The 19,518-nt window shown below is 72.3% G+C and carries 13 protein-coding genes; 3 read left to right on the forward strand and 10 right to left on the reverse strand.

Features of this window, described 5'->3' with window-relative positions; translation table 11 throughout:
* Nucleotides 1-3 precede the first annotated feature (3 nt).
* From ACIA5G_RS17295 to ACIA5G_RS17330, 8 genes are all read right to left on the reverse strand, one after another.
* On the reverse strand, nucleotides 4-1,986 hold the full coding sequence (locus ACIA5G_RS17295; protein ID WP_395924082.1) for a maltotransferase domain-containing protein: 1,983 nt from the start codon (nucleotides 1,984-1,986) through the stop codon (nucleotides 4-6).
* A 300-nt stretch (nucleotides 1,987-2,286) separates the two neighbouring features.
* The gene (gene glgX / locus ACIA5G_RS17300) at nucleotides 2,287-4,434 is read right to left on the reverse strand and encodes a glycogen debranching protein GlgX (protein ID WP_395924084.1); all 2,148 of its coding nucleotides are present in this window, start codon (nucleotides 4,432-4,434) and stop codon (nucleotides 2,287-2,289) included.
* Between the two features lie 51 nt (nucleotides 4,435-4,485).
* A complete protein-coding gene (gene treZ / locus ACIA5G_RS17305) occupies nucleotides 4,486-6,198 on the reverse strand; it encodes a malto-oligosyltrehalose trehalohydrolase (RefSeq protein WP_395924086.1) in 1,713 nt (570 codons plus the stop codon).
* Nucleotides 6,195-8,471 (reverse strand): malto-oligosyltrehalose synthase, encoded by a 2,277-nt coding sequence (treY, locus tag ACIA5G_RS17310; protein ID WP_395924088.1) that lies wholly within the window; start codon nucleotides 8,469-8,471, stop codon nucleotides 6,195-6,197. The genes treZ and treY overlap by 4 nt, the downstream gene beginning before the upstream one ends.
* Nucleotides 8,468-10,588, reverse strand: coding sequence for a glycogen debranching protein GlgX (glgX, locus tag ACIA5G_RS17315; protein ID WP_395924090.1), 2,121 nt, complete (start codon nucleotides 10,586-10,588; stop codon nucleotides 8,468-8,470). The genes treY and glgX (ACIA5G_RS17315) overlap by 4 nt, the downstream gene beginning before the upstream one ends.
* Before the next feature lie 91 nt (nucleotides 10,589-10,679).
* Complete coding sequence (gene malQ / locus ACIA5G_RS17320) at nucleotides 10,680-12,644, reverse strand: 4-alpha-glucanotransferase (RefSeq protein ID WP_395924092.1); 1,965 nt, start codon at nucleotides 12,642-12,644, stop codon at nucleotides 10,680-10,682.
* A gap of 60 nt (nucleotides 12,645-12,704) precedes the next feature.
* Nucleotides 12,705-12,905 carry a hypothetical protein gene (locus ACIA5G_RS17325; protein ID WP_395924094.1) on the reverse strand — a complete coding sequence of 67 codons (201 nt, stop codon included), beginning with the start codon at nucleotides 12,903-12,905 and terminating at the stop codon, nucleotides 12,705-12,707.
* On the reverse strand, nucleotides 12,902-13,486 hold the full coding sequence (locus ACIA5G_RS17330) for a hypothetical protein (protein WP_395924096.1): 585 nt from the start codon (nucleotides 13,484-13,486) through the stop codon (nucleotides 12,902-12,904). Before ACIA5G_RS17330 ends, ACIA5G_RS17325 begins: the two co-directional genes overlap by 4 nt.
* Before the next feature lie 109 nt (nucleotides 13,487-13,595).
* Between ACIA5G_RS17330 and ACIA5G_RS17335 the strand changes: the two genes are divergently transcribed.
* The 3 genes from ACIA5G_RS17335 (at nucleotide 13,596) to ACIA5G_RS17345 (ending at nucleotide 17,079) form a co-directional block, all read left to right on the forward strand.
* A complete protein-coding gene (locus tag ACIA5G_RS17335) occupies nucleotides 13,596-14,768 on the forward strand; it encodes a sensor histidine kinase (protein ID WP_395924098.1) in 1,173 nt (390 codons plus the stop codon).
* A 34-nt stretch (nucleotides 14,769-14,802) separates the two neighbouring features.
* Nucleotides 14,803-15,456 carry a response regulator gene (locus ACIA5G_RS17340; RefSeq protein WP_395924100.1) on the forward strand — a complete coding sequence of 218 codons (654 nt, stop codon included), beginning with the start codon at nucleotides 14,803-14,805 and terminating at the stop codon, nucleotides 15,454-15,456.
* Nucleotides 15,457-15,606: 150 nt separating this feature from the next.
* A complete protein-coding gene (locus tag ACIA5G_RS17345) occupies nucleotides 15,607-17,079 on the forward strand; it encodes an amino acid permease (RefSeq protein WP_395924102.1) in 1,473 nt (490 codons plus the stop codon).
* On the opposite strand, the gene ACIA5G_RS17350 is transcribed toward ACIA5G_RS17345, so the two are convergent.
* Nucleotides 17,057-17,839 carry a DUF6885 family protein gene (locus ACIA5G_RS17350; RefSeq protein WP_395924104.1) on the reverse strand — a complete coding sequence of 261 codons (783 nt, stop codon included), beginning with the start codon at nucleotides 17,837-17,839 and terminating at the stop codon, nucleotides 17,057-17,059. The genes ACIA5G_RS17345 and ACIA5G_RS17350 overlap by 23 nt on opposite strands.
* 8 nt (nucleotides 17,840-17,847) lie before the next feature.
* Nucleotides 17,848-19,200, reverse strand: coding sequence for a glutamine synthetase (locus ACIA5G_RS17355; protein ID WP_395924931.1), 1,353 nt, complete (start codon nucleotides 19,198-19,200; stop codon nucleotides 17,848-17,850).
* Between the last annotated feature and the right edge of the window lie 318 nt (nucleotides 19,201-19,518).

Genomic DNA, 19,518 nt, shown 5'->3' on the forward strand with positions numbered 1-19,518 from the left:
CTGCTACCCGGCCAGCCGCCGCCGGACCGACACCACGTGGGCCACCGCCCGCCACGGCTCGAGCCGGACGAAGTTCGCCTGGCCCCAGTCCCAGGTGTCGCCGGTGACCTCGTCGTGCGCGATCAGCCGCTCGTGCGCCTCGAAGCCCAGCGCCCCGGTGTCGAGCCAGAGCGTGCCCTCCTGCGGCCCGTACGGGTCGAGGGTGACGACGGTGACCACGGTGTCGCCGGTGGCCGGGTCCTGTTTGGAGTAGGCCAGCAGCGCGTCGTTGTCGACGTGGTGGAAGTGCAGGGTGCGCATCTGCTGCAACGCCGGGTGCGCACGGCGGACGGCGTTCAGCTTCGCGATCCACGGCTCCAGCGACCGGCCTTCGGCGAGCGCGCGCTCGAAGTCACGCGGGCGAAGCTGGTACTTCTCGGAGTCGAGGTACTCCTCGCTGCCCTCGCGGACCGGGACGTGCTCGAACAGCTCGTAGCCCGAGTAGACGCCCCACGTCGGCGAGATCGTCGCGGCGAGCGCGGCCCGCAGCGCGAACATGCCCGGGCCGCCGCGCTGCAGCGACTCGTGGAGGATGTCCGGGGTGTTGACGAACAGGTTCGGCCGGCCCTCGTTCCAGTGGTCCCGCAGGTCCACGGCGAAGTCGATCAGCTCCTGCTTGCCGGTCCGCCAGGTGAAGTAGGTGTAGCTCTGGGTGAAGCCGAGCCGGGCCAGGCCCCACAGCCGCGCCGGGCGGGTGAACGCCTCGGCGAGGAACAGGACGTCCGGGTGGGCGTCCTTCACCGACTGGATCAGCCAGGCCCAGAAGTCCGGCGGCTTGGTGTGCGGGTTGTCGACCCGGAAGATCTTCACCCCGTGGTCGATCCAGACCGTGATGACCCGCAGCATCTCCTCGTAGACGCCCTTGGGGTCGTTGTCGAAGTTGATCGGGTAGATGTCCTGGTACTTCTTCGGCGGGTTCTCCGCGTAGGCGATCGAGCCGTCCGGGCGGGTGGTGAAGAACTCCTGGTTCTTGAGCACCCAGGGGTGGTCGGGCGCGGCCTGCAGCGCGAAGTCCAGCGCCACCTCCATGCCGAGTTCTTCGGACCGGGCGACGAAGGCGTCAAAGTCGTCGAAGGTGCCGAGGTCCGGGTGGATCGCGTCGTGCCCGCCCTCGTCGGCGCCGATGGCCCACGGCGAGCCGACGTCGTCCGGGGTCGCGTCGAGGGTGTTGTTGGGGCCCTTGCGGTTGACCCGGCCGATCGGGTGGATCGGCGGCAGGTAGACGACGTCGAAGCCCATCTTCGCGACCCGGTCGAGCGCGGCCGCGGCGGTGGTGAAGGTGCCGTGCACCGCCTTGCCCTCGGCGTCGAGCCCGCCGGTGGAGCGGGGGAACAGCTCGTACCAGGAGCCGTACGCGGCCCGCCGGCGGTCGACCCACAGCTTGTGCGGCTTGCCCTTGGTGATCAGCTCGCGCACCGGGAACTCGTGCATGAGCTGGCGGATCTCGGGTGACAGCGCGGGCCCGACACGCTCGGCGAGGCTGCGCGTCCCGTCGCGCAACGCCGTCACCGCGCCGGTCAGCAGCGCCTTTTCCGCGCGGCGGTCCGGGCGGCGGGAGACGCGCTCCAGCAGCCGGGCGCCGTTCTCGATGTCGTTGGCGAGGTCTTCGGGACCCTGCCCGGCGGCGACCTTCACCTCGACGGCGTGCTCCCACGTCGCCCAGGGATCACCCCAGGCGTCGATGCGGTAGGTCCACATCCCGGTGGTGTCCGGGACGACCACCGCGGCGAACTCGTCGGGGTGGTCGGGACCGCGCGGCACCATCCTCGTCTGGCGCGTCAGGCGGTCGCCGGGACCGCGCCACGCGACGGTGGCCGCGACGGCGTCGTGACCCTCGCGCCAGACGGTCGCGGTGACCGGAATGTGTTCCCCCGCAACGGCTTTGGCCGGATACCGGCCGCAGCTCACGCTGGGGGAGACGTCATCGATGCCGAGCCGGCCGGTCATGGGCACGCCCCTCGGTGTGTCAGTTGGACGCAGGCAACGTCAGTCTGCCCGACTCGATCAAGCGCCCACGAGGCAGGGTTCTCTTGCGGTGTACCCAGGCTTCCCCGGACGAAACGCTTTCGCCGCAACGAATTTCCGGCGGATGTCCGGCAGGTTACGCCCGCGCGGCGACCCGGGGACGCACCGCGACGGCCGACACGCGGACCCGAACGGCCACCAGCCGTACCCGAATGGACGACACGCGTACGCAGATGGACGACTCGCGTGTCGTCTGTCCAGGTGCGCGTGTCGTCCGGTTCGTCAGGGGCCTTCGGTGGGGTGTTCCGCGGCCAGGCGCGGGGCGCGGAGCAGGAGGAGCGAACGGGACTGGAGCGTCACGCGGCTCTTGGCCTCGAGCGCGCCCGGGGTCGCCGGGCTGCCGTCGGCGGTGCTGGTGTCGAGCGTCGGTTTGAACGTCTCGCCGTACTCCCGGCCGGGGAGGACGACCTCGGTCGGCGCGTCGCCGGCGTGCATCCACAGCAGCCACGAGTGGTCGGGCACCAGCGCGCCCTCGCGGTTGCGCGCCTGGCTGTTCGAGCCGTCGATCCACATGCCCAGCGTGCGGCGGTCCTCGAACCAGTCGTTCTCGCCGAACTCCTCGCCGTCCGGGCGGAACCAGATCAGGTCCGGCTTGCCGGTCGGCGTCGTCCGGCCTTCGAAGAACTCCGGCTGCCGCAGCGCCGGGCTGCTCGCGCGCAGCCGCACCACCCGGCGGGCGAAGGCGAGCATGGCCTCGGCCTCCGGGTCGTCCGGCGTCCAGTCGAACCAGGACGTCTCGTCGTCGAGGCAGTACGCGTTGTTGTTGCCGCGCTGGGTCCGCCAGAACTCGTCACCCGCGGTGAGCATCGGCGTGCCGGTGGACAGCAGCAGGGTGGCGAAGAGGTTGCGCGCCTGCCGGGTCCGCAGCGCGCGGATCGCCGGGTCGGTGGTGTCCCCCTCGGCGCCGTGGTTCCACGAGCGGTTGTCGTTGGTGCCGTCGCGGTTGTCCTCGCCGTTGGCCTCGTTGTGCTTTTCGTTGTAGGACACCAGGTCCCGCAGCGTGAAGCCGTCGTGGGCGGTGATGAAGTTGATCGACTGCCACGGCCGGCGCAGGTTGTGGTCGTAGAGGTCCGACGAGCCGGACAGCCGGTAGGCGAGGTCGCGGACGCCGGTCGCGCCGCGCCAGAAGTCACGGATCGTGTCGCGGTAGCGGCCGTTCCACTCGGCCCACTGGGCGCCGAAGCCGCCGACGCGGTACCCCTCGCCGGTCGCGTCCCACGGCTCGGCGATCAGCTTGCAGCGCGAGAGCACCGGGTCGGTGGTGATCGCGGTGAGCAGCGTCGAGGCGTCGTCGAACGGGCCGCCGCGCGGCCGGCCGAGCGTGCTGGCCAGGTCGAACCGGAAACCGTCGACCCCCAGCTCCTGCGTCCAGTACCGCAGCGAGTCGGTGACCAGCCGGACGACCGTCGGCGAGCCGGCCTCGAGGGTGTTGCCGCAGCCGGTGATGTCGGCCATGTGGCCACGCTCGGTGTGCAGGTAGTACACCGGCGCGTTCAGCCCGCGGAAGCTCAGCGTCGGCCCGTCCGGCCCGCCCTCGCAGGTGTGGTTGAACACGACGTCGACGATCACCTCGATGCCGGCCGCGTGCAGCGCGGCCACCATCAGCCGGAACTCCTCGACCTCGTGGCCCGGTTCGCTGGCGTAGGCGGCGTGCGGCGCGAAGAAGCCGAGCGGCGAGTACCCCCAGTAGTTGTGCCGCCCGGCCCGCAGCAGCGACGGCTCGTCGAGGAACGAGTGCACCGGGAGCAGCTCCACCGACGTGACGCCGAGCCGGGTCAGGTACTCGATCGCCACCGGGTGGGCCAGGCCGAGGTAGGTGCCGCGCAGCGCCTCCGGGATGAACGGGTGCTGCTTCGTGAACCCCTTGACGTGCAGTTCGTAGACCACCGCCTCTTCGAACGGCACCTCCGGGTGGGCCCCGGTGTCGGGCCCGCCGGGCGAGGTGACCACCGACAGCGGCACACTGCCCAGTGAGTCCACAGTGGACATCGCGCCGCGGTCGGGGTCGCCGGTGAAGCCCTGCGCCGCGCGCAAGTCGGTGAGGCCGCCGGTGATCTGCCGGGCGTAGGGGTCGACGAGCAGCTTGTGCGGGTTGCACCGCAGGCCGCGGGCCGGGTCGTACGGGCCGTGCACGCGGTAGCCGTAGCGCTGCCCCGGCGTCACCCCCGGCACCAGGCCGTGCCAGACGCCGAAGGTGCGCTCGGTGAGCGCGATCCGGCGTTCGGACCCGTCGGCGTCGATCAGGCACAGGTCGACGGCGTCCGCGACGGCGGACGTGATCGCGAACCGCACGCCGCCGGCCTCCGGGTGGGCGCCGAGCGGAAAGGGGCGCCCGGCGAGGACGTGATCGGCGGAGGGTCGTGTGGCCATTCCTGAATCGTCCCAGATGCGGGCCGCTTCGCGCGCGGTGTGCTTCCGGGGTTACCGGGTCTCGACCAGAACGAAACCGTCCGGCGGCAGCTGCGCGGCGCCGCCCTCCACGCCGGACTCTCCCCAGGTCAGCAGGGTCGCGGTGGCTCCCAGCGGGAGCGTGACCGGGCCGGGGCCGAAGTTGACGGCCAGCCGCAGGCCGCCGCGGTGCAGCACGAGCCAAGAACCGTCCGGCGCGGCGTCCACCCGCAGGTCAGGCGTCCACGGGCCGGCCAGCTCCGGGTGTTCGCGGCGTAGCCGGATCAACGTCCGGTACAGCTCGAGCATTTCGCGGTGCCCGGGCGCGTCCACCTCGGCCCAGTCGAGCCGCGAGCGCTCCACGGTGGCCGGGTCCATCGGGTCGGGCACGTCGGACTCGCCCCAGCCGTGCCGCGCGAACTCGCGACGGCGGCCGGTGCGGACGGCCTCGGCCAGCTCCGGGTCCGGGAAGGAGGCGAAGAACTGCCACGGCGTGCTCGCCGCCCACTCCTCCCCCATGAACACCATCGGTGTGAACGGCGAGCAGAACAGGATCGCCGCGCCGCAGGCCAGCCGGCCCGCCGGGACGGTGGCCGACAGCCGATCGCCGGTCGCGCGGTTGCCGATCTGGTCGTGGTTCTGCAGGTAGGCGAGGAAGCGGTGACCGGGCACGGTCTTGGTGTCGACCGGGCGGCCGTGGGTCCGCTCGCGGAACGACGACCAGGTGCCGGCATGGAAGAACACCTCGCGCAGCACTCGCTCGACCGCGTCCTGCGCGGCGAAGTCGGTGTAGTAACCCGACGTCTCACCGGTGAGCTTGACGTGCAGCGCGTGGTGGAAGTCGTCCGACCACTGGGCGTGCAGGCCGTACCCGCCGCGCTCGCGGGGCGTGACGAGCTTCGGGTCGTTGAGGTCGGACTCGGCGATCAGCGTCAGCGGCCGGTTCAGCGCCGAGGACAGCGACTCGACCTCGACGGCGAGCTGTTCGAGCAGGTGGACGGCCCGCCGGTCGAGCAGCGCGTGCACGGCGTCCAGGCGCAGCGCGTCGACGTGGAAGTCGCGGAACCAGCTCAGCGCGTTGTCGACGACGTACCGGCGGACCTCGTCCGAGCCCGGCCCGTCGAGGTTCAGGCCCGGACCCCAGTCGTTCTGCCCGGCGAAGTACGGCCCGAACCGGTCGAGGTAGGCCCCCGAGGGCCCGAGGTGGTTGTAGACCACGTCGAGCACCACGGCCAGGCCGCGCGCGTGGGCCGCGTCGACGAACCGCTTGAAGCCGTCCGGCCCGCCGTAGGGCTCGTGGACCGCGCCCCAGAGGACACCGTCGTAACCCCAGCCCGCGGTGCCGTCGAAGGAGTTCACCGGCAGCAGCTCGACGTGCGTGATGCCGAGGTCGACGAGGTGGTCGAGCCGGTCGATCGCCGCGTCGAAGGTGCCGCCCTCGGTGAACGTCCCGACGTGCAGCTCGTAGACGACCCCGCCGGCGAGCTGCCGCCCGTGCCAGGCGTCGTCGGTCCAGTCGAACTCGGCGTGGTCGTAGACGCGCGACTCCTGGTGGACGCCGTGGGGCTGCCACCGCGACCTCGGGTCGGGCAGCGGCTTCTTGTCGTCGTCGATCAGGAAGGCGTAGTTGACACCCTCGGCGTCGGCGTGCCACCAGCCGCCCTCACCGGCGGTCATCTCGTGCACCCCGGCGTCGACGGTGACCCGGACCCGGCGGGCCGACGGAGCCCACAGGCTGAACCTCATGCGTCTCCTCGCACCAGCAACGCGACGGGGTAACGGCCGAACAGGGTGGCCAGGTCCGGGCTCGCTTCGCGGCCGGTCAGGACGTCGGTCCAGCGCCCGGCCGGCAACGGGAGCACGGTGTCGCGCCAGCCGCCGTCGGCCTCGAGACCGATCGGCAACCGGGTCACCGCGACGACCAGGTCCGCCGACCGCGTGAAGCTCAGGCAGTGCTTCGCCGCGGCACCCTCGGCCCGCAACGGCCGGTAGCCGCGGAACAGCGCGGGGTGCTCCTGGCGCAGCTTCAGCGCCCTGTGCACCACCAGCAGCTTCGCGGCGCCCGACGCGTCGACGTCCGGGAGTTCGCCGTCGGTCACGCGCGCCAGGATCTCGCGCCGGGCCGCGTAGTCGACAGGACGGCGGTTGTCCGGGTCGACCAGCGAGAAGTCCCACAGCTCGGTGCCCTGGTAGACGTCCGGGACGCCGGGCGCGGTCAGCTGCACCAGCTTCTGGCCGAGCGAGTTCGACCAGCCCGGCCGTTCGATCCGCGCGACGAAGTCCGCGATGTCGGCGGCGAGCTCGGCGTCGTCCATGACGTCTTCGGGCCAGGCGGCGACGGCGGCCTCGAACTCCTCGTCGTGGTCGGTCCAGCTGGTGCGGAGCTTGGCCTCCTTCGCCGCCTTGTCCAGGTAGTCGCGCAGCCGCGGCGGCTCGATCGGCCAGGTCGAGACCAGCGTCTGCCACGCCAGGAGGTTCAGTGACGGCTCGTTGATGCCGCGGCGCGCGGTCCACCGCCGGACGGCGGCAGCGAACTCGCCGGGCACCTCCGCGAGCACGGCCATCCGCGCGCGGGTGTCCTCCGAGCGCTTGGTGTCGTGGGTGGTCAGCGTGGTCATCGACGCCGGGTGCCCGGCTTCGCGCGCCGCGGCCAGCCGGTGGAACTCCTCGACGTCCAGGCCGAAGCGGTCCGGGTTGCCGCCCACCTCGTTCAGCGCGGCGAAGCGGGTGTAGCGGTAGAACGTGGTGTCTTCGGTGCCCTTGGCCACGACCATGCCGGACGTCTGCTGGATCCGGGTGGCCAGCTCGCTGCCGGGGTTCCGGCGCACGTGGGCGTCGAGGAGGACCAGCGCGTCGGCGAGGTCGGGCCGGGCCCGGCGGGCGCCGTCGATCGCGGCCGTCCAGTGCGCCGCGCCCTCGGGGAGGTACGAGCGGTAGACGGGGAAGGCGATCATCGTCTCGGCGACGGCTTGCCGGGCCTGCTCCGGATCGACGTCGGGCAGCAGCGCCGCGATCCGCCGGACCTCGGCCACCAGGATGTGGTCGGTGACCAGGCGCCGGGCCTCGGCCTCGACGCGGTGGTAGCCGGTCTTCACCCCGAGTTCCGTGGCCAGCACGGTGAAGTCGGGCTCGGCGGCCGGGTCGACGAAGACGCCGGCGATCTCGCGCAGCGCGTCGTAGCCGGTGGTGCCGTCGACCGGCCAGCTCTGCGGCAGCGGCTCCCCCGGGTGCAGGATCTTCTCCGCCACGATCCACGCGTTCGGCGCGCTCTCCCGCAGCCGCCGGAAGTAACCACCGGGGTCGGCGAGCCCGTCCGGGTGGTCGACGCGCAGACCCGTGACGTCACCGTCGGCGACCCAGCGCAGGACCTCCCCGTGCGTCTCGGCGAACACCGTCGGGTCCTCGACGCGGACCGCGGCCAGGTTCGTGATGTCGAAGAACCGGCGATAGGTCAGCTCCGCGTTGCCGCGGCGCCAGCCGATCAAGCGATAACTCTGCCGCTCGTGGACCTCTTGCGGCGTCCCGCTTTCCGTGCCGGGGGCCAGCGGGAAGCGGTGGTCGTAGTAGACGAGCTCATCGCCGTCGACGGTCAGTTCCGACACCGCGTCGTCGGCACCGAGGACCGGCAGCAGGATCGGGCCGCGGTCCCAGTCGACGTCGAAGAACGCGGCGAACTCGGAGCCGCGGCCGTGCTTCAGCACGTCCCACCACCAGCGGTTCACCTTCGGCACCTCGACCGACATGTGGTTCGGCACGATGTCGACGACCAGGCCCAGCCCGGCCTCCTTCAGCCGCTTCGACAGCTCCTGCCGGGCCGCCTCGCCGCCCAGCTCGGGCCGCGCGCGCGTCGGGTCGACCACGTCGTAACCGTGGGTCGAGCCGGGCGCCGCGTCCAGCACCGGTGACGCGTAGAGCGCCCCGACGCCCAGCTCACGCAGGTACCCGGCGATCTCCGCCGCGTCGCTGAAGGAGAACTCCGGGCGCAGCTGCACCCGGTAGGTCGACTCCGGCACCGTCATTCGGGCTCCGTCCGCTGCAGCACGATCAGGGAGCGGGCGGGGAGCGTGAGCTTGCCGCCGCCCTCGATGGGTTCCGCGTCGTGGGGCTCGACCTCGCCGGTCGCGGTGTCGATCACGACCGTCCAGGCCTCGCCGTACCCGTTGCCCGGCAGGGTGGTGTCGATGTCCTCGTAGTGCGCGTTGAACGCGAGCAGGAACGAGTCGTCCGACACCCCCATCCCGCGCGGGTCGAGGTCGGTGATCGCCTGGCCGTTGAGGAAGACGACGACCGCCTTGCCGAAGCCGTCGTCCCAGTTCTGCTCGGTCATCTCCTCGCCGGCCGGGGTGAACCAGGCGATGTCGCCGAGCTTGTCACCCTTGCCGACCGGGCCGCCCTGGAAGAACCGGCGGCGGCGGAACACCGGGTGGGCGTGCCGGAACGCCGTCACCCCGCCGGTGAACCGCACCAGGTCGGCGTTCTCCTTGGCGAGCTCCCAGTCCATCCAGGCGAGCTCGGAGTCCTGGCAGTAGACGTTGTTGTTGCCCTGCTGGGTGCGGCCGATCTCGTCGCCGTGCAGGATCATCGGCACGCCCTGCGACAGGAGGATCGTGGCGAGCATGTTGCGCTGCTGGCGGATGCGCAGCTCGTTCACCTCGGGGTCGTCGGTCTCGCCCTCGACCCCGCAGTTCCACGACCGGTTGTCGTCGGCGCCGTCGCGGCCGTCCTCGCCGTTGGCCTCGTTGTGCTTTTCGTTGTAGGACACCAGGTCCCGCAGCGTGAAGCCGTCGTGCGCGGTGACGAAGTTGATCGACGCGTACGGGCGGCGGCCGTCGTCCTGGTAGAGGTCCGACGAACCGGTGATCCGCGACGCGAACTCCCCCAGCGTCGACGGCTCGCCGCGCCAGAAGTCACGGACGGTGTCGCGGTACTGCCCGTTCCACTCCGTCCACAAGGGCGGGAAGTTGCCGACCTGGTACCCGCCGGGCCCGACGTCCCACGGCTCGGCGATCAGCTTCACCTGGCTCACGATCGGGTCCTGCTGAACCAGGTCGAAGAACGTGGACAGCCGGTCGACGTCGTAGAACTCGCGCGCCAGCGCCGAAGCGAGGTCGAACCGGAAGCCGTCGACGTGCATCTCGGTCACCCAGTACCGCAGCGAGTCCATGATCAGCTGCAACGTGTGCGGGTTGCGCACGTTCATCGAGTTGCCGGTGCCGGTGTAGTCCATGTAGTACTCCGGCTCCCCCTCGACCAAGCGGTAGTAGGCCTCGTTGTCGATGCCGCGCATCGACAGGGTCGGCCCGAGGTGGTTGCCCTCCGCGGTGTGGTTGTAAACCACGTCGAGGATCACTTCGATGCCGGCCTCGTGGAAGGCCTTGACCATGCCCTTGAACTCCTGGACCTGGCCGCCCTCGCCGGGCATCGCCGCGTACGCGTCGTGCGGCGCGAAGAACCCGATCGTGTTGTAACCCCAGTAGTTCGTGAGGCCCTTCTCCTCCAGGCCGTGGTCGGAGACGAACTGGTGCACCGGCAGCAGCTCCACCGCCGTCACCCCGAGTTTCTGCAGGTGCTCCACGACGGCGGGGTGCGCGAGCCCGGCGTAGGTGCCCCGCAGCGGCTCGGGCACGAACGGGTGGTTCACCGTCATGCCCTTGACGTGCGCCTCGTAGATGACCGTCTCGTTGTACGGCCGCTTCGGCTGGCGGTCGTTGCCCCAGTCGAAGAACGGGTTCGCCACCAGCGAGTACGGCACGCGCCCCGCCGAGTCCTCGTCGTTGCGCTCCTCCGGGTTGTCGAACTGGTAGCCGAACAGCGACTCGTCCCACTTCACGCCGTGTGAGACGGCCTTCGCGTACGGGTCGATGAGCAGCTTGTTCGGGTTGCACCGCAGGCCGCGCGCCGGGTCGTACGGGCCGTGCACGCGGAAGCCGTACCGCTGCCCCGGGCCGACGTTGAGCAGGTAACCGTGGTGGACGAAACCGTCGACCTCTTCGAGCGAGTACCGCGTCTCCTTGCCCTCGGCGTCGAACAGGCACAGTTCGACGCGCTCGGCCACCTCGGAGAACAGGGCGAAGTTCGTCCCGACTCCGTCGTAGGTGGCGCCGAGCGGGTAGGGCGTTCCGGGCCAGGGCCGCACTGGTGTCTCCTCGAGCTTTCACGGGTCGTGCCGGGCGCGTCCGCGTTTCACGGACACGCATCACTGGGGGTCGTGCGTCACCGGGTACCCGTTACCCGGGCAGGGGACGCGCCGCTGCGAGCGGCGCGACCGCGGCGCGCACTCCCTTCGCGGTGAAGAAGCCGTCGACGCTGACGGGAAGGGGAATCCGCCAGTTAGGGTACTGGTCGACCGTGCCGGGCAGATTCGGCTGCCGCACCTGGCCCGCGACGTCGGCCGGCGAGGTCAGCACCAGGCGTGACGCGGCTTCCGCGAGCAGGGTGTGCAGCGCGACGACCGGGTCGCCGGCCGGAATCCCTTCCCGGGCAACAAGTTCGAACAAAGCTTCACGTTCGGCGGCGGCCGACTCCGCTTCGGCTTCGGGGTCGCGGTCGAGCAGCCCCAGCTCGGCGCGCACCCGGACGTGCTCGGCGGCCAGCCAGCCGGAGACCGTCGGCAGGTCGTGCGTGGAGATGCTGGCCATCGCGTCCGGGTCCCAGTCCGCGGGGCGGGTGAACGGCTGCCCCGGCGCGTCCCAGTCGCGCTCGAACCACAGCACGGCCGAGCTGAGCATGCCGCGTTCGTGCATGGTTTCGGTGACGACGTCCTCGACGGTGCCGAGGTCCTCCCCCACCACCACCGCGCCGGCCCGGTGCGCTTCCAGCGCGAGCACGCCGACCATCGCCTCGGCGTCGTAGTGGACATACGTGCCGCGGTGCGCGGGCTCGCCCGGCGGGATCCACCACAGCCGCCAGAGCCCGGCGATGTGGTCGACGCGGATGCCGTCGGCGTAGCGCAGCACCCCCCGGATGACGTCCCGGAACGGCGCGTAACCCGCCTCGGCCAGCTTGTCCGGCCGCCACGGCGGCAGGTTCCAGTCCTGGCCCTGCTGGTTGAACGCGTCCGGCGGCGCGCCGACCCGCACGTCGGCGGCGAAGACGTCCCGCACCGCCCAGGTGTCGGCCCCGCCGGGGTGCACGCCGACCGGCAGGTCGTGCACGATGCCGACGGTCATCCCGGCGGCACGCGCTTCCTTGCGGGCCGTTTCCAGCTGCACCCGGCAGAGGTGCTGCAGCCACGCGTGGAACTCGACCCGCTCCTTGAGCTCTTCGCGCGCTTCCGCGACCTCGGGCCCGGCCGGGTCACGCAGCGGTTCCGGCCAGTCGCGCCAGTCCGCGCCGTGCCGCTCGGCGAGGGCGCAGAAGAGCGCGAAGTCCCGCAGGTCGCCGTCTTCGGGCGGCTCTTCGACGTGGTGCGGCCACAGCAGCTCGAGCGCGGCGCGCTTGGCCGTCCAGACGGCGTCGTAGTCGATCAGCTCACCGTCGCGGTCCGGGGCCAGGGAGGTGACGGCCTCCTGCGTCGCCGCGTCGGCTCGGGCGAAGGTCTCGGTGGCGGTGACCCGCAGGTAGATCGGGTTGGCGAAGCGGCGGCTCGCCGGCGAGTACGGCGAGCGCTCCACCGGGTGGGCCGGGCTGACGGCCTGGACGGGGTTGACCAGCAGCACCCCCGCGTCCAGCTCGGCGGCCGACCGGGCGGCGAAGGTGGCGAGGTCGCCGTAGTCGCCGATGCCCCACGAGCCGGCCGAGTGCAGGGCGTAGAGCTGCAGCATCCAGCCCCACGCGGGCGGCACCTCCGGCAGCTTCGCCGGCACGACGGCCAGCACGACGTCCTGCTCGGCGGTGACCACCCGGTGCCAGCCGAGCGGCAGGTCCGCGGGCAGCTCCGACTCGACGTGCCGGCTCGTGCCGTCCTCGAGCACCACCTCGGCGGCGGTCCCCAGCGGGTGGGTGGTGCCTTCCGTCACGACGATCGTCGGGGGCAGCGCGGCCGGGGCTTCCTTGGCGGTCAGCGCGTCGGCGATGGCTTCGTCACTGGTCGCGTCGACGCCGAACTGCCCCAGGATCGCGACGACGACGTCGTCGGCCACCTCGACCCAGACCTGGTCGGAGTTCTCGTACCGGGTGGCGACGCCGTAGCGGTCGGCGAGCCGGTGCAGGGCGCTGCGGGCGGGGATGTCGTCGGGCACGGGCCCCAGCATTCCGGTGCCCGGCCGTTCGCGCCATCCACACCGGACTACGTCACCCTGAGCCGGCGGCCCTCAGCCCGGGCTCTTCCGGGCCCGTCCCGCGAACAGCACCGCCGCGCCGGCCAGCAGCATCACCACGCTCGCCACGATGTGCAGCGACGGCGGCAGCAGGTGCAGCTGGACGAACCAGCTCGGCGAGTTCGCGCCGAGCAGCCGGTTGAGCAGCCCGCCGCCGCCCTGCACGACCAGCAGGATCCCGAGCAGCTCGGTCATCGCCGCACCTCGCGGGCCGGCTCGCGCTTGCCGAAGAGCTCTTCCCAGATCGGCCCGGTGGCCAGCCAGATCGCCGCCAGCACCCCCAGCCGCGGGAACCAGCCCCACAGCGGCGCGACCTGCTCCGGCGTGCCGATCGCGTAGATCGCCGCCAGCAGCGCCACCGCGGCCAGCCCGCAGGCCAGCACGCACTTGCCGAACTCGCGCCACTCGTGGCGCAGCTTCTCCCGCCCGTACCGCTTGGGCGGCGGGGGCGGCCCGCCGGCGAACCGGTGCGCGAACCGCGCGTCGGCCCAGCGGACCATGCTCGGCCCGAACACGACGCTGAAGCCCAGGTAGACGGCGGCGAGACCGTGGGTGAAGTTCGCCTTCGCCCCACCGGCCAGGTCGATCACGGTCGCCACCAGCACCACGACGTCGACCACCGGCACCATGGCGAGCAGCACCACCGACGCCCGCCGGGCGTGCAGCGCGTAGCGCACCGCCAGCCCGGCCACGATGAACACCCAGAACCCGATTTCCCCGGCCGCGATCACGGCGGCCATCGGATTCTCCGCGAGGAACTTCCCGATCTCGTTCACGTTCCCACCTTCGCCCGGGCGGGCACCCGGGCGCGTCGTCGATGAGCACGACGCTGCGTCATCACTTCGTAGGACGCGGACCCGCCACGCGATGTGATCAGATGAACTCGTGCACCTCCCACGCCTGCGCTCGCTCCCGGTGTGGCAGCAGGACGGCTTGATCGCGCTGACCACCTGGCTGATCGGCTTCCTGGTCTACGCGGCCGGGATCCACCGGCTGCTGGCGGGGTTCGACCACGCGCCGTTGTGGGTGCGGCTGCTGGAGCTGACGGCGCTGTGCGGCCTCGAGCTCCTTCGCCGCTGGGTGCCCGGCGCGCTCCTGCTGGCGACGGCGGTGCTGGCGGTGGACATCGCGCTGAGCCCGTCGCTGCCGGTGATGATCGTCTTCACCGACTTCCTCTACGCCGCGACGCTGTACGGCTCGCGGCGGACGAGCCGGGTGATGATCGGCGTCGCCGCCGCGTCGGTCGTCGTCGTGCTGGTCGCGGTGCTGGTGCTGGCCCAGCAGTGGCGCACGGCGGTGCTGGCCGGGCTGGGTGTGCTGCCGTTCGTGCTGACGCCGGTGTGGTGGGCGGCGAACGTCCGGCAGCAGCGCGACATCGCCGAGACGGAACGGGCGAACGCCGGGCAGCTGGCGAAGATCGCGGAGCTCGACAGGCGGGCGGCGGTGGCCGCCGAGCGCGGGCGGATGGCCCGCGACCTGCACGACGTGATCGCCGGGCACCTGTCGGCGATCGCGATCCAGTCGGAGGCGGCGCTGTCACTGCCGGACCCGAAGCTGGCGAAGACGGTGCTGGAGTCGGTGCGGGAGAACAGCGTCAGCGCGCTGGAGGAGATGCGGGCGATGATCGGCCTGCTCAAGGCCGAAGGCGGCGACGCGGAGACGACCGCGCCGGCGCGGCTGGCGGACCTGTCCAAGCTGGTGGAGTCGGCGCGGGCGAGCGGGCTGGAGGTGCGCGTCGGGTCCACAGTGGACGAAGTGCCGCTGCCGACGGCGGTCGACCTGACCGCGTACCGGATCGCGCAGGAAGCACTGACCAACGCGGTGAAACACGCGCCGGGCGGGCGGGTGGACGTCGACGTCCGCTACCTCGACGGCGTCCTGGCGGTGGAGGTCCGCAACGACGTCCACCACCGCCACGCGCCCCCGGCCGACGGCTCCGGCACGGGTCTGCTGAACATGCGCGAACGCGCGGACGCGGTCGGCGGCACGCTGACCGCGGGCCCGGCCGAGGGTGGCTGGCTGGTCCGCGCGGAGCTGCCGGTAGGAGGCACGACGTGAGGGAGACGACGCCGTCTCCGGCGAGGAGGACCCCATGACCGTCAAAGTCCTGGTCGCCGACGACCACAGCGCCATCCGGTCCGGCCTGATCATGATCCTCAACAACGCCGAGGGCATCCAGGTCGTCGGCGAGGCCGCCGACGGCGCCGCCGCCGTGCGCCAGGCCCGCGCGCTGCGGCCCGACGTCACGCTGATGGACGTCCGGATGCCGGGCACCGACGGCATCGCCGCCACCCGCGAACTGGTCGCCGAAGGGCTGACCGAGGTGCTGGTGCTGACGACGTTCGACCTCGACGAGTACGTGCACGCCGCACTGCGGGCCGGCGCCGCCGGGTTCCTGCTCAAGTCCGTCGCGGCGCCCCGCCTGATCGAAGCGGTGAAGCTCGTCGCGGCCGGCGAGGGCGTGCTCGCCCCGCAGGTCACGCGCAGGCTGATCACGGCGTTCGCTGCGAGCACCCGCGACCCGGCGCCCGCCCCGCACGGCCTCGACGACCTGACCGAGCGCGAGCGCGAAGTCCTCGGCTGCCTCGGCGCAGGCCTGTCCAACGCCCAGATCGGCTCCCGCCTGCACATCGGCGAGACCACGGTGAAGACGCACGTCTCCCGCGTCCTGACCAAGCTGGACCTCCGCTCCCGCGTCCAAGCGGCGATCCTCGCCCAGGAGACCGGCCTGGCCGAGGAAACCTGACCGCGGGCCGTTCTGCGGAGATGCTCGTACTCCGCGGCTGATCACCGGCGCGATGCTCAGCCGCAGCGGCGCCGTCTTGCGGGCCGCCGCCGTCATGGCCCGGCCGCGGGCCGTTCTGCGAAAAAGCTCGTTACCTTCTAACTTCTCCTCATGGGTGTGCGGAGAACGTTGAACGTGGACGAGGTCCTGAAGCGCCAGGACTCCGGTGAGCTCAAGCGGCGGCTGCGCGGGCGCGACCTGATCGGGTTCGGCGTCGGCATCATCATCGGCACCGGCATCTTCACCCTCGCGGGCGTCGAGGCGAAGACGCACGCCGGGCCCGCCGTCACGCTGTCGTTCGTGCTCGGCGCGGTGGTCGCCGGGCTCGCGGCGCTCTGCTACGCGGAGCTCGCCTCCAGCGTGCCGACGGCCGGAAGCGCTTACACCTACGCCTTCGCCACCCTCGGTGAAATCTTCGCCTGGATCATCGGCTGGGACCTGTTGCTCGAGTTCGCGCTCGGCGCCGCCGTGGTGTCGCGCGGCTGGTCGGGGTACCTGGCGAACCTGCTCGGGCTGTCACCGGAGTGGTTCGGCGAAGACGCGAAAGTCAACGTCGGCGCGGTGCTGATCATCGCCGTGCTGACCGTGGTGGCCGTGCTGGGCATCAAGGAATCGGCCTGGCTGACCAACGTGCTCGTGCTCGTGAAGGTCGCCGTCTGCGTGCTGGTGCTCGCCGTGGGCCTGTTCTTCGTCAAGGGCGCGAACCTCACGCCGTTCATCCCGCCCGCGAAGGCTCCCGAGGGCGGCTCCACCGTCTTGGAACAGCCGATCGTGCAAGCCGCGCTCGGCCTGGAACAGTCGGTCTACGGCATCGCCGGGATGGTCACCGCCGCCGCCGTGGTCTTCTTCGCCTACACCGGTTTCGAAGCGCTCGCGAACCTCGGCGAGGAGACGCTGAACCCGCGCAAGGACCTCCGGGTCGGCATCCTCGGCGCGCTGGGCGTCTGCGCGCTGCTCTACATCGGCGTGTCGATCGTGCTGACCGGCATGATCCCGTTCACCGACATCGACACGGGCGCGCCGCTGGCCGACGCGTTCGACCGGGTCGGCCAGCACTGGGTGGGCGCGCTGATCTCGCTCGGCGCGGTGACCGGGCTGACGTCGGTGATGATGGTCGAACTGGTGACGATCGGCCGGATCGGCTTCGCCATGGGCCGCGACGGCCTGCTGCCGAAGGCGCTCGGCCGCACCCACCCGAAGTGGGGCACCCCGCACCGGATGACCATCGGCGGCGCCGCGCTGATCGCCGTGCTGGCCGCGTTCATCCCGATCTCCGAGCTGGCCGACATGGTGAGCATCGGCGCGCTGTCGGCGATGATCATCGTGGCGGTGGCCGTCCCGGTGCTGCGCCGCCGCCGTCCCGACCTGGACCGGCCGTTCAAGGTGCCGTTCTCGCCGGCCGTCCCGGTGCTCGCGGCGCTGGCGTGCCTGTACCTGATGCTCAACCTCAACGTGCTGACCTGGATCCGGTTCGCCGCGTGGCTGGCGATCGGCCTGGTGATCTACTTCGCCTACGGCCGCCGCCACTCCCGCTTCGCGGGCCAGGACGAGACCACCGAGGTCAGTCCCAAAAGGACGGAGTGAGCCCGGCGACGCAGACCGCTTCGCGCGTCACGGCGGCTTGGTCCGCGTCGACGACCACCAGCACCCCGAGGCCGGCGAGCGCCGCCGTCACCCATTCGACCGGCTGGTCGTGGATCCCGTTGTCCCCCAACGACGCGTAGGTGTCCACAACGGACAGCAGGGTACCTTCGGCGCCGATGCGGATGCCCGCCAGGAGCACGAAGTGGCCGCCGGGCGGGCGCCAGCGGGACGTCCACAGTGGCGGGACACCGGTGTCGAGGTAGTCGAGCAGCGCGCGTTCCGGGGTGTCGGCGGCGCCCAGCTCGGCACCGTCGATCCGGGCGATCACCGCGACGCGCGGCACGTCCCACAGCCCGATCAGCAGGTCGAAGAGCGTCTCGGTGGTCCACTCCCCCGTCGCCGGCACCGCGGTGAGCGCACCGCCCGACAGCGAGGCGAGCGCCACCGCCAGCCCGGAAACCCGGGTGCCCGCCGCGGCCGGGTCGTCGACGACGGGCAGCGGCAGCCGGAAGTCCGGCCGGCCCGCCTCACCCGGCGCACGCACGACCGGCCCGCGGACGGTGCCCGCGGCCGCCGCGACGGCGTCCTGGTCGGGCACGTCGAGCCCGGCCGCCCGCAACGCCGCGAGCCCGCAGAACGCCGCGGCCAGGCCGTCCTTCTGGGGCAGTTCCGCCTGGGCCAGCGCAGCCAGCCGGGCCCCGCCCGGCAGCCACCGCACCCCGGACAGGTCGAGCTGCCCTCCGTCGATCCCCGAAGACATCGGTCCCCTCAGTAGCGCCACAGGTGTGCGGCGACGATCTCCTCGACACTCCGCTCCGCCGCCCACGCCGCGTCGGAGGCCCGGACCGCGCGGAAGGCCCCGAGCAGGTCGTCGCCGAGCACGCCGGCGATCCGGGGCGAGGCCAGCAGCGCGGTGTCCTGTCCGGCGGTGTCCGCCGGCAGCCGGCACACGCCGCGGGTTTCCCGCTCGCCTTCCGTCCAGCCGCCCGGGTCCTCGCCGATCGGCTCGGGCAGCGCGGGCGAGTCCTCGATGCCGGCCATCCCGGCGGCGAGCACCACGGCCAGCGCGAGGTACGGGTTGGCCGAGGCGTCGGAGGTCTTGAGCTCGACGTTCGCGTGGTCGGCGCCCAGGAGCGGCGAGCCGGGGACGTACCGCAGCGGCGCCTCCCGGTTTTCGACGCCCCAGAACGCGTACGCGCCGGCGAAGTAGCCGGGACGCAGCCGCAGCGTCGACGGGACGCTCGGCGCGGTGATCGCGGTCAGCGCCGGCAGGTCGCGCAGCAGCCCGGCCAGGTAGCCGGCGCCCTCACCGCCGGGCGCGCCTTCGCCGTCGAGCAGGTTGCGGCCCTTGCGGCGGACCGAGGTGTGCAGGTGCCAGCCGTTGCCGGCCGAACCCAGCCCGATCAGCGGCGCGAAGCTGACCACGAGGCCGTGCGCGTGCGCGGCGGCGTGGATGGTCTGGCGGGCCAGCAGCTGGTCGTCGGCGGCGGAGACGGGATCGGTGGCGGCCAGCGACAGCTCGAGCTGCGCGACGCCGTACTCGGCGTGCAGCTGGCCGATCCGCAGGCCGTTGGCCGCGAAGTCGTGCAAGAGGGCCGCGACGAAACCGTCGAGCCCGACAAGCGCGTGCGGGCTGTAGGCGGGGCCGGGGTGCCCGGGCGTCGTCACGATGTCGGCGCTGCCCGCGGGCGCGACGGCGAACTCGAGTTCGTAACCGGCGCGGAACTCCAGCCCGCGGCGCGCGCCCTCGGCAACCTGCGCCTCAAGGACGGCGCGCTGGCAGTAGGGCCACGGATCGCCGCTCTGCGTGAGCTGCCGCACGGGCGCCCAGGCGAGCGCGGGCTGCCCGGCGAGCCGCCGCAGCCGGTCGACGACGGGCACGAGCCGGACGTCCCCGGATGGCGTGGCGAGCCCGGCGTGCCCGTAGGTGATGGCGTCGTGGCTGTCGAAGACGGCGAAGAGCGAGGTCGCCCCGACCCCGCGCGAGGCGGCGTCGGCCAGGCCGCCGACGGGGACGATGCGCGAGCGCGGGATGCCGTTGTTGTCCGCCCAGGCCAGGTGCACCCCACCCACCCCGGCCGCGGCGAAGTCCTTCGCCGCCGCCGACGCCGCCTTGGTCATGGTCACCCGCTTCCGTACCGCCCGCGGTAAGTATCCCGGTCACGCCCGGCGACGGCCATCACGATCCTGCGCCCGCGGCGACCGTCAGGGACTCCGGCGAGGGTCGCGCCCGCCCGGCACAGCGCCCCGCCCGGCACAGCGCCCCGCCCGGCACAGCGCCCCGCCCGGCACAGCGCCCCGCCCGGCACAGCGCCCCGCCCGGCACAGCGCCCCGCCCTCCCAGGGGGTCCATCCCCGCTCCAGCGTATCGGCGGTGCCGGACACAAAGCCCCGAAAAGCGGCGGCCCGGGCCTGGTTGTCCACATCACGGTCGGCCTG

The sequence above is a fragment of the Amycolatopsis sp. NPDC051758 genome, from assembly GCF_044453095.1.
Classification (GTDB): Bacteria; Actinomycetota; Actinomycetes; order Mycobacteriales; family Pseudonocardiaceae; genus Amycolatopsis.

What these genes read in the sequence shown, in the direction of transcription:
- ACIA5G_RS17295 (WP_395924082.1), bottom strand. Translation starts at nt 1,986, where the DNA reads ATGACCGGCCGGCTCGGCATCGATGACGTCTCCCCCAGCGTGAGCTGC.
- glgX (WP_395924084.1), bottom strand. Translation starts at nt 4,434, where the DNA reads ATGGCCACACGACCCTCCGCCGATCACGTCCTCGCCGGGCGCCCCTTT.
- treZ (WP_395924086.1), bottom strand. Translation starts at nt 6,198, where the DNA reads ATGAGGTTCAGCCTGTGGGCTCCGTCGGCCCGCCGGGTCCGGGTCACC.
- treY (WP_395924088.1), bottom strand. Translation starts at nt 8,471, where the DNA reads ATGACGGTGCCGGAGTCGACCTACCGGGTGCAGCTGCGCCCGGAGTTC.
- malQ (WP_395924092.1), bottom strand. Translation starts at nt 12,644, where the DNA reads ATGCTGGGGCCCGTGCCCGACGACATCCCCGCCCGCAGCGCCCTGCAC.
- ACIA5G_RS17325 (WP_395924094.1), bottom strand. Translation starts at nt 12,905, where the DNA reads ATGACCGAGCTGCTCGGGATCCTGCTGGTCGTGCAGGGCGGCGGCGGG.
- ACIA5G_RS17340 (WP_395924100.1), top strand. Translation starts at nt 14,803, where the DNA reads ATGACCGTCAAAGTCCTGGTCGCCGACGACCACAGCGCCATCCGGTCC.
- ACIA5G_RS17345 (WP_395924102.1), top strand. Translation starts at nt 15,607, where the DNA reads ATGGGTGTGCGGAGAACGTTGAACGTGGACGAGGTCCTGAAGCGCCAG.
- ACIA5G_RS17350 (WP_395924104.1), bottom strand. Translation starts at nt 17,839, where the DNA reads ATGTCTTCGGGGATCGACGGAGGGCAGCTCGACCTGTCCGGGGTGCGG.
- ACIA5G_RS17355 (WP_395924931.1), bottom strand. Translation starts at nt 19,200, where the DNA reads ATGACCAAGGCGGCGTCGGCGGCGGCGAAGGACTTCGCCGCGGCCGGG.